Origin of the sequence: Granulimonas faecalis, from assembly GCF_022834715.1 — a bacterium.
GTDB lineage: Bacteria > Actinomycetota > Coriobacteriia > Coriobacteriales > Atopobiaceae > Granulimonas > Granulimonas faecalis.
Genome location: NZ_BQKC01000001.1, coordinates 363,817 through 376,345 on the forward strand (window position 1 = coordinate 363,817; position 12,529 = coordinate 376,345).

A 12,529-nucleotide genomic window follows, 5' to 3' on the forward strand; every position below is an offset into this window, starting at 1 on the left:
TCAGGGTGGCCCGGCACAGGGACGGCCGCGAGTTCTTCGAGCGCATGGGCATCGACAGGGTCCTGGTGGTCGACGACGAGCGGGCCGTGTGCGACGAGGTCGTGGCCGTCATGGGCGACGCCGGGGTGGGGGCCGAGTTCGCCCTCACCGGCGCCGACGCCGTCTCCATGGCCGCGGAGGCCGAGGCGGAGGGCCGCGGGTTCGGCCTCGTCATCGTCGACTGGCGGATGCCGGCCATGGACGGGGCCCAGACGGCCCGGGCCATCCGCGATGTGGTCCCCCACAACGTGCCGGTCATGGTGCTCACCGCCTCCGACCGCGCCGACGCCGAGTCGGCCTGCGACGGCGCCGGGGTCGACGGCTTCCTCCAGAAGCCCTTCTTCCTCTCGAGCCTGACCCTGCTGCTCGAGGAGCTCTCCGGCCACGGCGGGGAGGGCGCCTCGTCAGGCGTTGAACAGGCGGCCGGCGGCCCCGAAGATGTCGCGGCGGAAGAACACCAGCACGAATATGGCCAGTAGCCCGGCGCAGAAGGCGCTCACGTAGGCCAGGGTGGGCCACTGGGCGAGCCCCAGCCACACCAGGGCGAGCGGGATGAACCCGCACACCACGTCGAGCAGCAGGTAGGCCGAGAACTCCTCGGCAAACCGGTCGCGCCAGGCAAGGAGCAGCACCGCGTCGAAGGCGATGGCGGCCAGGCAGACGATGGGGGCCACCAGGCTCGTGAGGGCGTCGACGCCCGAGATAAGGCGCCAGGCCACGGTTACGGCCACCAGCATGAGCAGGTAGCGCGAGGCCCCCCGCACGAACCCGGGGTCGTAGCGGAGGAAGTTCCTGAGCAGCAGGTAGTTGGCGGCAACCACGGCCAGCGCCGGCAGGGCCACCGACCAGCGCGCGGCCCCCACAAGGGCTAGGAACGCCACGGTGAGGGCGCCCACGGCGCTCGCCAGCGTGACGATGGTGAGCAGCGCCTTCTGGGGCCGGATGTTGTCGGTGTGGGGAAAGACCGCCGGCGACGGCTCCCCCACGAGCTCGCCGTGGCAGAGGGGGCAGCGCTCGATGGCCCCGGTGTAGTCGAGGTCGCAGGCCGAACAGTGTCTCATGCCCCGGCTCCCTTCTCGGCCGGCAGCGGCTTGCGCGCCCCCGTCAGCCGTCGGCGGGCACCCTTGGGCGGCCGGCACCTGCGGTCCCTGTCGGAGGCGGCGCCGTCGCGCTCCTTGAGCGGCCGGGCCTTGCTGCAGTTGACCTTCCCGGGGATGCCCTGGGCCGAGAAGAAGCGGCAGAAGTCGCGCACCACGTCGAGGTCGGTGTAGACCGTGGAGATGCCGCAGGACAGGTCGTCCTCGAAGGAGCACAGGGTGAGGTTGAGGTCCTGGGTGGAGGTGAGGATGTTGACATCCCTCACATGAGCGGCCACGGCCCCGTCGAGGACCACGCGCCCGAGGTTGGAGACGGCGCAGGTGACGCCGCGCCCCTCCTGGGAGCGGGCGACGCCCAGGCCGAGGTCCTTGAGGAAGACCGGCGCCACGCGCACCAAGGGGTTCTTCTCCAGGCGGATCATGGAGTTCATGCGAAGCTTGATATTGTCCGGCCGGGTGGCGTCGGTAATCTGGCGCTGGGCCTCCTGGGCCAGCGCCTCGGCCTCGGGCACGGCATCGCCGGTCTCGAAGGTCACATAGGCCAGGCCGAAGAAGTTGCGGGTGGTCTGGGAGGAGAAGGCGCCCCTGAGGTCCACCGGGACGCCGATGCGGATGGGGCGCCTCCCCACGTCGCGGCGGTGCATCTGCCGACGCACCGCCAGGGCCATGGCGGCCACCATCACCGAGGTGAGGCTCACGTCCCATCGATGGGCCAGGTCGAGCACCGCCTTGCAGGAGAGGTGGTACTCGAAGTAGGAGGGGTCCTCCGCGTGCTTGGCGCTCCCCACGTGGACGGCCCGGGAGAGGGTGGCCGCCCCCCGCTTCCCGGGCTCGTAGTTCTTGTCGAAGGAGTCCTCGGAGCTTTCCGAGGGAGAGCCGGCGTAGCTCTCGGGCACGCCCGTCACGCCCAAGGCCTCCTCCACATAGGCCCCGAGGAGCTCCTTGAAGAAGGCGAGCGAGCCGCGGCCGTCGGAGACCATATGGCTCACCTCGAAGTTGATGCGGTCGCGGTACCGGCTCACCCGGAACAGCACCGAGGTGTGGCCGGCGTGGAGCGGGGCACAGATGGGCAGGTCCTCCTGGTGCACCTTGGGGACGGTGTCCACGTGCTGGAGGTAGTGCCAGAACAGCCCGGTGCGCAGGGTGACGGAGAAGGTGGGGAACCGGCCCACCGTGCGGTCGAGGGCCCGCTGGAGGGCGGCCTCGTCGACGGGGGCATCCATGGTGGCCGAGTAGCGGAAGACCGTCTGGGCCCGGCGCCCGGCCTGGGCCGAGTAGTACTTGCCGATGTTGTCTAGGCGATACCACGTATCTCGAGCCACGTCGATCCATTTCCCTTGGGCAGCCCCTCCCCGTCGAGGAAGCTCCGGCAGATCGCGAAGGTGGTCTTCACCGCGTCGGCGGCCGACGGGTAGAGCAGGTAGCCGTGCATGACGTCTTGCATTCTATAGGCAGCGGAGTTCGTACCCGCCTGGGCGAGGCGCCGGGTGAACTCCTCGTCCTCGTCACGCAACGGGCAGAGCTCGGCGCTGACCACCAGGGTCTCCGGCAGCCCCGCAAGGTCCGTCTCCAGGAGCGGGGCGAGGTAGGGGTTCTCCAGGTCCTCGGGCTTCTCGGCGTACAGCATCAGGTACTCCTGGCAGTCCTGGGCCGTGAGGATGTAGTCGCTGCCGTTCTCGTGCACCGAGGCGAAGGGCGCGTCGGGGCCGTAGTCGTTGTTGAGGACGGGGTAGAGCAGGATCTGGCGGGGCACGGAGAAGTCGCCGGTGTCGCGGGCCTTGAGGGCCACGGCGCAGGCGAGGTTGCCGCCGGCCGAGTCGCCCATGAGGACCACGTGATCGGGGTTCACGTCGGAGAAGACCTTCCCGGCCATGACGGCCCGGGCCACGGCGTAGCAGTCGTCCAGCGGCACCGGGAAGCGGTTCTCGGGGGCCAGGCGGTAGTCCACCGAGACCACGCGGCGTTTGAGGGTCAGGGCGAGGTCCTTGCAGGCGTCGGCGTAGAGGCCGACCTGGCCGGTGACCCAGCCGCCGCCGTGGAAGAAGACCACGGTGCCCTTCCAGTCGTCGGTCAACTTGACGCCGTCCAACGAGATGTCGAGGTCGAGCGGCGTGAAGGTGCGGCACTCGACGGCGTACCCGTCGGCTGCAGGCACCGAGACGCGCCCCTCCCGCACGCGGATGCGGGGCGCTTCGATCTTGGAGGCCGCCTCCTCGGCGACCCTGATGGCCTCGTAGCCGTCCACGACGTCGGGCTTCAGGTGGGTGTAGGCCTTGACGGCGGCCTTGGCGACTTTCTCGAAGGGCATGGGTCCTCGCTCGGGTGTCGGGGTGGGCGATGGTGGCAGAACATAAGGGTGATACCCCAACGGCGCCACCTCGGGCGGCATCTCCGGCACCGTCTTCGGCATCGTCTGCAGCACCGCTCCCGGCACCGTCTTCGGCACCTGAACGCCGTTGAGGTCGGCCTCTTTCCCACCTGAACACGCACGGGAGCGGATTTCGCGCACCTGAACGCGTCCGGGGGCGTTTTTCCGCAGGGGTTGGCCTTGGAAGTCGCCCTCGGACGTGTTCAGGTGGGGAGAAGGCAGAACGGGCGCAGCTCCAGCGCCCGCAGGACGTTCCGCGGATGGGACAAAAGTGTCCGAGTGATGGGACAAGGGCAGGGGCCCGCGGGGCTCACAGGGGCAGCCGCAGCCGGAACACCGACCCCTCGCCCGGGGTGCTCTCCAGCTCCACGGTGCCGCCGCACTGCTCGACCGCGTGCTTCACGATGGCCAGTCCCAGGCCCGTGCCCCCGGTCTCCTTGGAGCGGCTCTTGTCCACGCGGTAGAAGCGCTCGAACACCTTGTCCTGCTCGTCGGCCGCGATGCCGCACCCCTCGTCGCGCACCGAGACCACGGCCTCGGCCACGGCGCCCGGCTCGCCGGGGTGGCAGTCCTTGGCCACGGTCACCGTCACCTGGGATCCGGCAGGGCTGTAGCGCACGGCGTTCTCCACCAGGTTGGAGAGGGCCTGGTCGAGCAGCCGGGCGTTGGCCTCCACCGTGATGGGCGACCCTAGGGCGCGGAGCCCCACCTCGGCGGCGTCGGCCACCGGCGCCATGCGGCGCAGGACGGAGCCGGCAAGGTCGAGCAGGTCCACGGGGCCCTGCTCGGCGCCCAGGGGCTCGTCCATGCGGGAGAGGGTGAGCACGTCGTCGATGAGGGAGCGCATGCGCTGGGCCTCGTCGTGGATGATGTGGGCGAAGGTGCGGGTGTCGGCCTCGTCGGCGATGCCCTGGTCGATGATCTCCGCGTACCCGGAGATGATCTGGAGCGGCGTCTTCATCTCGTGGGAGACGTTGGCCGAGAAGTCTCGTCGGATGGTGTCGGCGCGGGCCAGCTCGAGGTTCTGCTCCCGCAGGCGCGCCTGCTGGTCCTCGATGCGCTCGATGAGCGGGGCCACCTCCCGGTAGCAGTCGGGGGCGGGCAGCCCGTCGTCGAGGGCGGCGAAGGGCGCCACGATCCTCCGGGTGATGAGCCGCGACGCCACGGCGGCGAGCGCGGACACGGCGGCCATGACGGCGGCGGCCGGCAGCACGAACGAGCCGGCGAAGGCCGCGAACGACTCGCGCTCCTCGGCGATGCGCAGCACGTCGCCGCCGGCGAGGCGCTGGGCGGCGTAGAGCATGTCGCGGTCCAGGGTGGCGGAGTGGCGGCTCACCGAGGCGGACCCGGCCTTCTCGGCCTCGAGGACCTCGGGCCGGTCGCCGTGGTAGCCGGCATCGTCGTCGGCGCTGTCGAAGAGCACCTCGCCGTCGGACGACACCAGGGTGTAGCGCTCGGGCCCGGGGAGCTGGGCCGCCAGCATGGCGCGGCGGCCGTCCGCGTCCAGGGGTCCCAGCGTGGCGCCGGCCTCCTCGGCCAAGGCGGCCAGGCGCTGGGCCTCGCCGGCCTCGTGGGTGGCGTAGTAGACGGCGGCGGTACCGAGGAACGCGGCGAGCACGCAGGCGAGGGCCGAGGCCACGAGGGCGGCGAACACCGTGGTGGAGAGGCGCCTGCGGCCCGTGCCGCGACCGTCAGCCATGGTGGCCGTCCCCGAGCCGGTAACCGACGCCGCGCACGGTCTCGACGGCGCGCTCGGAGCCCGGGGCCGCGGCGGCGAGCTTCTGGCGCAACGTGCGCACGTGCACGTCCACTGTGCGGGTGCCGCCGGAGAAGGCGACGTCCCACACGTCGGCGAGCAGGCGGTCGCGCGAGAGCACGCGGCCTGGCGAGGCCATGAGGGTCTTGAGCAGGTCGAACTCCTTGGGGGTGAGCGACACGGGCACGCCGTCGGCGGTCACGGTGTGGCGCCCCTCGTCGAGCACGATGCCCCCGAACGAGAGGCGGTCCGGCTCGGTCGCCTCCCCGCGTGCGGGCGCCTGGGAGCGGCGGAGCAGCGCCCGCACGCGGGCCAGCAGCTCCACCATGCCGAACGGCTTGGCCAAGTAGTCGTCGGCGCCCAGGTCGAGCCCGTAGGCCTTGTCGAGCTCGTCGCCCTTGGCCGTGAGCATCATGACGGGGACGTCCCGTGTGGCCGGCTCGCCCCTCAGGCGGCGCAGCACCGTGAGGCCGTCCACGTCGGGCAGCATGATGTCGAGGAGCACGAGGTCGGGAACGGACTCGGCGCAGGCGTCGAGGAACTCTCCCGCCGACGAGAAGCCCTCCGCGCGGATGCCCGTCTGGGCGAGGGTGTAGAGCGTGAGCTCGAGGATGCGCGGGTCATCCTCGAGATAGTAGACCGTGGCTTCCGCCATGGGTTCCTCCTCGGGCTGTGTGCGGGCAGCACCCATCCTAGTCCGGAGGCGCGTCAGCCGAACCGCCCGGCCACATAATCGGCGCAACGCGGGTCGGTGGGGCTCGTGAACAGGGTCTCGGTGGGGCCGGCCTCTACCATCTCCCCCATCAGGAAGAAGGCGCAGGTGTCGGAGATGCGCAGGGCCTGCAGCATGTTGTGGGTCACCATCACCACGGTGTAGGAGCCCTTGAGGGAGATGACGAGCTCCTCGATCTTGGCGCAGGAGATGGGGTCGAGGGCGCTCGTGGACTCGTCGAGGAGCAGGACCTCCGGCTGGGCCGCCAGGGCGCGGGCGATGCAGAGGCGCTGCTGCTGGCCGCCGGAGAGCCCGAGGGCGCTCCTCTTGAGGCGGTCCTTGACCTCGTCCCAGAGGGCGGCGTCGCGCAGGGCCTGCTCCACGCGGCCCTCGAGCTCGTCGCGGTCGCGGACGCCGTGGGTGCGAGGACCGTAGGCCACGTTGTCGAAGATCGACATGGGGAAGGGGTTGGGCTGCTGGAACACCATGCCCACGCGGCGCCGCACCTCCTGGGCGTCGAGGTCGCGGTAGATGTCGGTGCCGTCGAGCGTCACGAGGCCGGAGACCGAGCAGCCGGGGGCGAGCTCGTTCATGCGGTTGAGCGTCTTGAGCAGTGTCGACTTGCCGCAGCCCGAGGGGCCGATGAGGGCGCAGACCTCCTTCTCGGGGAACGACAGGCTCACGTCCCTGAGGACGTGGGTGCGGCCGTAGGAGAGGTCGAGGTGTGAGACGTCCATCTTGGTGCCCGCCGCCACGCGGGGGGCGGCGGGCTCGCCGTCGACGAGGGCGGAGGGGGCGGCGACGGCCTCGGGCCGCGCCAGCGTGGGCTCGAACATCAGCGGGATCCCTTCAGGAGCCTCATGGTGAGGTTGGTTGCAAGGTTGACAACGATGACCAGGGCGAGCAGGACGACGGCGCAGGCGTAGGCCTCGTCCACGTGCAGGCCCTCGTTGGCGAGCACGTACATGTGGGTGGCGAGGGTGCGGCAGGAGTCGAGTAGCGCGCCCGGGCCCCGGCCGAGGAGGTCGGGGACCTGCGCCACGGTGCCGGCGGTGAAGAGCAGCGCCGCGACCTCGCCCACGCAGCGGCCGAGGGCCAGCAGGGCGCCACCGGCGATACCGGGCGCGGCGCTCGGCAGCACGCAGCGCACCACGGTGCGCAGACGGCCGGCACCCAGGGCGAAGCTCCCCTGGCGCCAGGACTGCGGCACCGCCATGAGGGCCTCCTCGGTGGTGCGCACGATCACCGGCAGCACCATGAGGGCCAGGGTCGCGGCGCCCGAGGCGAGGGAGAGCCCCCAGCCGAGCACACCCGTGAAGAACAGGAGGCCGAAGAGCCCGTACACGATGGAGGGCACACCCTGGAGCGTCTCGCAGGTCAGGCGTACGACGGCAACGAGCCGCGAGCCGGGCCTCGCGTACTCCACCAGGTAGATGGCCGCGGCGACGCCCACGGGCACGGCCACACCCAGGGAGGTTGCGGCCATGAGCAGCGTGGAGACCAGGGCCGGCATGAGGGAGACGTTCTCGGAGGTGTACTCCCATGCGAACAGGTCGGCGGTGATGTGGGGCACGCCTCGGACGAGGACGAACCCCACGAGGCCGGCCAGCACCGCGAGGGTGAGGGCGGCCCCGAGGCCCACGAGGGCCCTGAGGGCGAGGGCCGGCCAGTCGCGGCAGGCGCGGCGCGCCGGGGCGGCGACGGCCTCGCAGGTTGCGGGGCTCACTGGGCGCTCCTCTCGGTCTTGAGGGTGTGGAACAGGGCGCAGACGAGCATGACGAGGACGAAGAGCACGACGCCGGTGGCGATGAGGGCGCCGCGGTGCAGGTCGGCGGCATAGCCCATCTCGAGCACGATGTTGGCCGTGAGGGTGCGCACGCCGTCGAAGACCGACCCGGGGACCTGGGGCTGGTTCCCGGCCACCATGACCACGGCCATGGTCTCGCCCATGGCGCGGCCCACGCCGAGCACGACGGAGGCCAGGATGCCCGAGGCCGCGGCCGGCACCACCACGGTGAAGACGGCTCGCTCGTGGCTCGCGCCCACGGACACTGCGCCCTGGTAGTAGGACTCGGGCACGGCGTCGAGCGCGTTCTTGGAGACGGTCACCACGGTGGGCAGGATCATGATGCCGAGGAGGACCGATGCGGCCAGGAGCGACAGGCCGCGGCCCGCCATCTCGGTGCGGATGAAGGGCACGAGCACCATGAGGCCGAAGAACCCGTAGACCACCGACGGGATGCCGGCGAGCAGGTCGATGCCGCCCTTGAGCAGGGTGGACAGCCTGCCGCTTGCGAACTGTGAGAGGTAGACGGCGGTGAGGACGCCCGCGGGCACGCCGACGACGAGGGCGCCGGCCGTGACATAGACGCTGCCCACGAGCATGGGGAAGATGCCGTAGAGGTCGCTCGTGGGCTTCCAGGTGCTGCCGAGGAGGAAGTCGGGCAGGCCGATCCGGGCCATGGCCGGGATGCCGTTGGCGAACAGGAAGATGCAGATGAGGGCGACGGCGGCCACCGAGACGAGCGCCGCCGTGCCGAAGACGGCGCGGGCCGCGCGCTCCTTGAGGATGTTGGTCTTCACGGCGTCACCCTCGGCCCTGGAGCTCTGCCCACGAGGCGACGTCTCCCGCGAAGACGTCGCGCACCTGCTGCGTGGTCAGGTCCGTGACGGCTTGGGAGGGCGCCACGATCACGGCGATGCCGTCGAGGGCCACCGGGGAGCAGGTCAGCCCCTTGGCGGCCTCGCTGTCCTTGAGGGCGCGGGAGGCCATGCCGATGTCGGCGGTGCCGTCGGAGGCCATGGTGATGCCGGTGGTGGAGTCCGAGGTCTGGATCTCGACGGTGACCGCGGGGTTGGCCTCCTTGTAGGCCTCGGCGATCTTCTCGGCCACGGGGGCGACCGACGAGGACCCGGCGACGACCACCTTGCCGGAGGCGCCGGACGGGGTGTAGGGGGCGCCGTCGGTCGCCGTCACGTAGCCGGCCTCCTCGGCCACCTTCTGACCCTCGGCGCTCTCGGCGAAGGCGACGAAGTCCTTGGCGGCGTCGGAGAGGCCGTCATCGGTCACGAGGTTGAGGGGGCGGACGAGCTTGTAGGAGCCGTTCTTGACGTTGGCGGGCGTGGCCTCCACGCCGTCCACGGCCACGGCGCGCACGGCGTCGGACAGGGAGCCCATGGAGACGTAGCCGATGCCGTCGGGGTCGCCGGCCACGGAGGTGAGCATGACGGAGGTGGAGTTGGTGATCACGGCGTCGTTGGTCGTGAGGTCCACGGGGGTGCCGTCGGAGGCCTTCTCCTCGAGGCCCACGAGCTCGACGAACGCGCTGCGGGTCCCGCTGCCGTCCTCGCGGGAGAAGACGTTCACGGAGCCGCCGGCCTCGGCGGAGGCTTGAGGCTGGCCACAGGCGACGAGGCCCACGGCGCAGAGGACCGCGGCGAGGGCGGCGGCGATACGGCGGGTACGGGCGTGCATGGAAGTCCTTTCATCGGGGGCGAGATGCGAGACCGATGATGGGGGCCCCACATCAAGCCGTTGTCAGCCCAATGAAAAGCTTCTGTAAAGACCGGACGGTCCCGATCCCACGTTGACTGCGCAAGATGAGACGGCGAAAGCACCCGGCCGACGGAGCGGTCGCGGCCCGTGCCGCCCGCAGAACGCCTTGCGGGTGGGCAAACGCCCGCAGAACGTTCCGCGGGCGTTTCTCGGCCGCCTCGTCACCCGCAGGTGCTTTTGCGGGTGGTTTTCGGCACCATCGGCACCCGTAGAACGTTCTGCGGGCATCCCCCCCCGGCCTGCGGGTGGATGCGGTGCCACCCAGGGTGCCCGGCCGGGGTGGCGGTGGGACAAAAGTGCCCGACCATTGGGACAAAAGTGTCCGGGTGGTGGGACAGGGGCCTGTCACGCCTCCCAGAAGCCGGCGCGGTAGTTCTTGAACACCACGCCGTCGCTTGCCTGGGTGGCGTCGAGGTCCACGTCGGCCGTGATGCGGAAGTCATGGTCGCCGTCGGCGTCCGAGAAGATCTGCCGCACGTGCCACACGTGGGCGGATTCCTCGTCGCCGTCGTCGATGTCGAAAAAGGCCGCCGAGCGCGCGTCGCCGTCCAGCAGGATCTCGTCGTGCTCGGCGTAGAGGCGCTCGAGCACCTGGCGCCACACGCGTTCGCCGTAGCCCCAGTCGGCGTCCAGCTCGCCCAGGGTCGCCGCGTCGCGGCGCGCCGCCAGGGTCTGTCGGCGGAACAGGGCGTTCCTCACCAGCAGGGTCAGGCCTCGGCGGTCCTTGACCACGGCGTCGGAGGCCACGAAGGCGCCGGGCCCACCGTCCTCCTCCTCGCCGGCGGCCTCCCAGGCGTCCACGAGGCTGGAGTCCACCGAGCGCACCATGAGGCCCAGCCAGGCGCAGATCTCGTCCAGGCGCCCGTCGCGTTTCTCGGGCGGCACGGTGCGGTCCAGGGCGCGGTAGGCCTCGGAGAGGTAGCGCAGCAGGATGCCCTCGAACCTCGCGATGCCCAGGGCCTGCACGTAGCTCTTGAAGTCGTTGGCGCTCTCGAGCATGGCGCGCAGCACGCTCTTGGGCCGGAGGCTGAAGTCGCGGGCCCAGGGCACCTCGCGGCAGTACATCTCGAACGCCGCCTCCAACTCGTCGGCCAGGGGCTTCTCGTAGTCGACGTCGGCGAGGAGCTCGATGCGTTCCTCGTAGTCCACGCCCTCTGCCTTGAGGCGCTGGTTCTCGGCCTCCCTGGCCTTCCTGAGCTGGGCGCGCAGGATCTGGTAGGGGTCCTCCAGGGTGGCCTCCACCATGGAGACCACGTCCAGGGCGTAGGAGGGGTCCTCCGGGTCGAGGAGCTCGAGGGCCGCCAGCAGGAACGGCGAGAGGGGCTGGTCGAGGGCGAAGTCCTCGGGCAGCTCGCGGGTGAGGGCGTAGGTGGGGCCGTCCCCGCCGTCCTCGCGCACCACCACGCCGGTGTCGATGAGCGTTGCGAAGACCTCGTCGGCCCTGGCCTCGAGGGCATCCTTCTGCTCGGGGGTCTGCAGGGAGTCCTGGATGATGCGCGAGACGGCGGCCCGTGCGTCGCCGCCGCGGCCCACGACCTCGAGCACCATGGAGTGCGTGACGTCCATGCGCGGCGTGAGCTTCTCGGGCACGGACTCCACGAGGCGCTCGAACGTACCCCCGTTCCAGTTGACGAACCCCTCGGGCGGCCGCTTCTTCTTCACGCGGCGGCGCTTCTTGGGGTCGTCGCCGGCCTTGGCCAGGGCGCGGGCGTTCTCGATGTCGTGCTCGGGGGCCTCGGCCACCACGACGCCCTCGGTGTCGAAGCCGCTGCGCCCGGCGCGGCCGGCGATCTGGTGGAACTCGCGGGAGCGCAGACGGCGCTGCCGGTGGCCGTCGAACTTGGTGAGCTGCGTGAACACCACGGTGTGGATGGGCACGTTGATGCCCACGCCCAGGGTGTCGGTGCCGCAGATCACGGGGAGCAGCCCCTGCTGGGCCAGGCGCTCCACGAGCAGGCGGTAGCGCGGCAGCATGCCGGCGTGGTGCACGCCCACACCGCTGGCCAGCAGGCGCTTGAGGATCTTGCCGAAGGCCGTGGAGAAGTTGGTGCCGCGGCAGGCCTCCTGGATGCGCTTGCGCTGCTCCTTGGTGGCGATGCCGAACGACGAGAGCGCCTGGGCGGAGTCCAGCGCCGCCGCCTGGGCGAAGTGCACGATGTAGAGGGGCCCCTCGCCTTCGCGCAGGGCGAGCTCCACCGTGGCCTCGAGCGACGTCATGGCGTAGCGGTAGCTGAGCGGCACGGGCCTCTCAGCGTCCATGACGCGGTCCACGTCGCGGCCGCTCATGCGCTCCATGAGGGCCACGATGTCGTCCATGTCGCCCAGCGTGGCGCTCATGAGCAGGAACTGCGTCTGGGGCAGGCAGAGCAGCGGGATCTGCCAGGCGCGGCCGCGGTCGGGGTCCGAGAAGAAGTGGAACTCGTCGGCGGCGACGCTGGAGATGTCGGCCCCGTCGCCCTCGGCGAGGGCGCGGTTGGCCAGGATCTCGGCCGTGCAGCAGACGATGGGGGCGTCCGGGTTTATCTGCACGTCACCCGTGAGCATGCCCACGAGGTCGCGGCCGAAGAGGTCCACGAGGTCGAAGAACTTCTCGGACACGAGGGCCTTGATGGGGGCCGTGTAGTAGGAGGTCTCGCCCCGGGCCACCGCCATGAAGTGCATGCCTAAGGCCACGAGGCTCTTGCCGGAGCCCGTGGGCGTGCCCAGCACCACGTGGTCGCCCATCATGAGGGCCATGAGGGCCTCCTCCTGATGGGGCCAGAGCTCGATGCCGCGGCCCGAGCACCAATCGAGGAACGCGTCGAAGCAGTCCTCGCGGGTGAGCGTCTCGCGTCCGTTGAGCTCGAGGGCGAGCTCCCCCAGCTCCCCGAACTCCTGGGGGGAGACGATCTCTGATGCCATGGGCCTGCCTTCCGCAGCGGTTTGGACGTCGGCCTCCCATGGTACGCCGCCGGGGCGCCCTGTCCTACAATGTTGGGTTCAGACCGCGTGCAGACCGCGC

10 protein-coding genes and 1 pseudogene are annotated in these 12,529 nt (G+C 70.9%); 1 reads left to right on the forward strand and 10 read right to left on the reverse strand.

The window, feature by feature from the left end; translation table 11 throughout:
• Window positions 1-71 precede the first annotated feature (71 nt).
• Window positions 72-518: pseudogene (locus OR600_RS09955) on the forward strand (response regulator); the annotation flags it as partial.
• Here OR600_RS09955 and OR600_RS01665 read toward each other — a convergent pair.
• The 10 genes from OR600_RS01665 to OR600_RS01710 all read right to left on the reverse strand — a co-directional run bounded on the left by OR600_RS01665 (window position 444) and on the right by OR600_RS01710 (window position 12,429).
• Window positions 444-1,100 carry a DUF6320 domain-containing protein gene (locus tag OR600_RS01665; protein WP_135978169.1) on the reverse strand — a complete coding sequence of 219 codons (657 nt, stop codon included), beginning with the start codon at window positions 1,098-1,100 and terminating at the stop codon, window positions 444-446. The pseudogene OR600_RS09955 and the gene OR600_RS01665 sit on opposite strands and share 75 nt — an antisense overlap.
• The gene (locus tag OR600_RS01670; protein ID WP_204407842.1) at window positions 1,097-2,458 is read right to left on the reverse strand and encodes a phthiocerol/phthiodiolone dimycocerosyl transferase family protein; all 1,362 of its coding nucleotides are present in this window, start codon (window positions 2,456-2,458) and stop codon (window positions 1,097-1,099) included. The genes OR600_RS01665 and OR600_RS01670 overlap by 4 nt, the downstream gene beginning before the upstream one ends.
• Window positions 2,431-3,444, reverse strand: a complete 1,014-nt coding sequence (locus tag OR600_RS01675; protein ID WP_204407840.1) for an alpha/beta hydrolase — start codon at window positions 3,442-3,444, stop codon at window positions 2,431-2,433. The genes OR600_RS01670 and OR600_RS01675 overlap by 28 nt, the downstream gene beginning before the upstream one ends.
• 370 nt (window positions 3,445-3,814) lie before the next feature.
• A complete protein-coding gene (locus OR600_RS01680; protein WP_265590530.1) occupies window positions 3,815-5,203 on the reverse strand; it encodes a sensor histidine kinase in 1,389 nt (462 codons plus the stop codon).
• Complete coding sequence (locus OR600_RS01685) at window positions 5,196-5,915, reverse strand: response regulator transcription factor (RefSeq protein WP_135978165.1); 720 nt, start codon at window positions 5,913-5,915, stop codon at window positions 5,196-5,198. The genes OR600_RS01680 and OR600_RS01685 overlap by 8 nt, the downstream gene beginning before the upstream one ends.
• 53 nt (window positions 5,916-5,968) lie before the next feature.
• Window positions 5,969-6,808 (reverse strand): phosphate ABC transporter ATP-binding protein PstB, encoded by an 840-nt coding sequence (pstB, locus tag OR600_RS01690; RefSeq protein ID WP_251173481.1) that lies wholly within the window; start codon window positions 6,806-6,808, stop codon window positions 5,969-5,971.
• Complete coding sequence (gene pstA / locus OR600_RS01695) at window positions 6,808-7,698, reverse strand: phosphate ABC transporter permease PstA (RefSeq protein ID WP_265590531.1); 891 nt, start codon at window positions 7,696-7,698, stop codon at window positions 6,808-6,810. The genes pstB and pstA overlap by 1 nt, the downstream gene beginning before the upstream one ends.
• Window positions 7,695-8,555 carry a phosphate ABC transporter permease subunit PstC gene (pstC, locus tag OR600_RS01700; protein WP_265590532.1) on the reverse strand — a complete coding sequence of 287 codons (861 nt, stop codon included), beginning with the start codon at window positions 8,553-8,555 and terminating at the stop codon, window positions 7,695-7,697. Before pstC ends, pstA begins: the two co-directional genes overlap by 4 nt.
• 4 nt (window positions 8,556-8,559) lie before the next feature.
• A complete protein-coding gene (locus tag OR600_RS01705; protein ID WP_265590533.1) occupies window positions 8,560-9,447 on the reverse strand; it encodes a substrate-binding domain-containing protein in 888 nt (295 codons plus the stop codon).
• A gap of 426 nt (window positions 9,448-9,873) precedes the next feature.
• A complete protein-coding gene (locus tag OR600_RS01710) occupies window positions 9,874-12,429 on the reverse strand; it encodes a DEAD/DEAH box helicase (RefSeq protein ID WP_265590534.1) in 2,556 nt (851 codons plus the stop codon).
• Between the last annotated feature and the right edge of the window lie 100 nt (window positions 12,430-12,529).

Coding starts and splice junctions, on each gene's coding strand:
- OR600_RS01665 (WP_135978169.1), bottom strand. CDS start 1,100: ATGAGACACTGTTCGGCCTGCGACCTCGACTACACCGGGGCCATCGAG.
- OR600_RS01675 (WP_204407840.1), bottom strand. CDS start 3,444: ATGCCCTTCGAGAAAGTCGCCAAGGCCGCCGTCAAGGCCTACACCCAC.
- OR600_RS01680 (WP_265590530.1), bottom strand. CDS start 5,203: ATGGCTGACGGTCGCGGCACGGGCCGCAGGCGCCTCTCCACCACGGTG.
- OR600_RS01685 (WP_135978165.1), bottom strand. CDS start 5,915: ATGGCGGAAGCCACGGTCTACTATCTCGAGGATGACCCGCGCATCCTC.
- pstB (WP_251173481.1), bottom strand. CDS start 6,808: ATGTTCGAGCCCACGCTGGCGCGGCCCGAGGCCGTCGCCGCCCCCTCC.
- OR600_RS01705 (WP_265590533.1), bottom strand. CDS start 9,447: ATGCACGCCCGTACCCGCCGTATCGCCGCCGCCCTCGCCGCGGTCCTC.
- OR600_RS01710 (WP_265590534.1), bottom strand. CDS start 12,429: ATGGCATCAGAGATCGTCTCCCCCCAGGAGTTCGGGGAGCTGGGGGAG.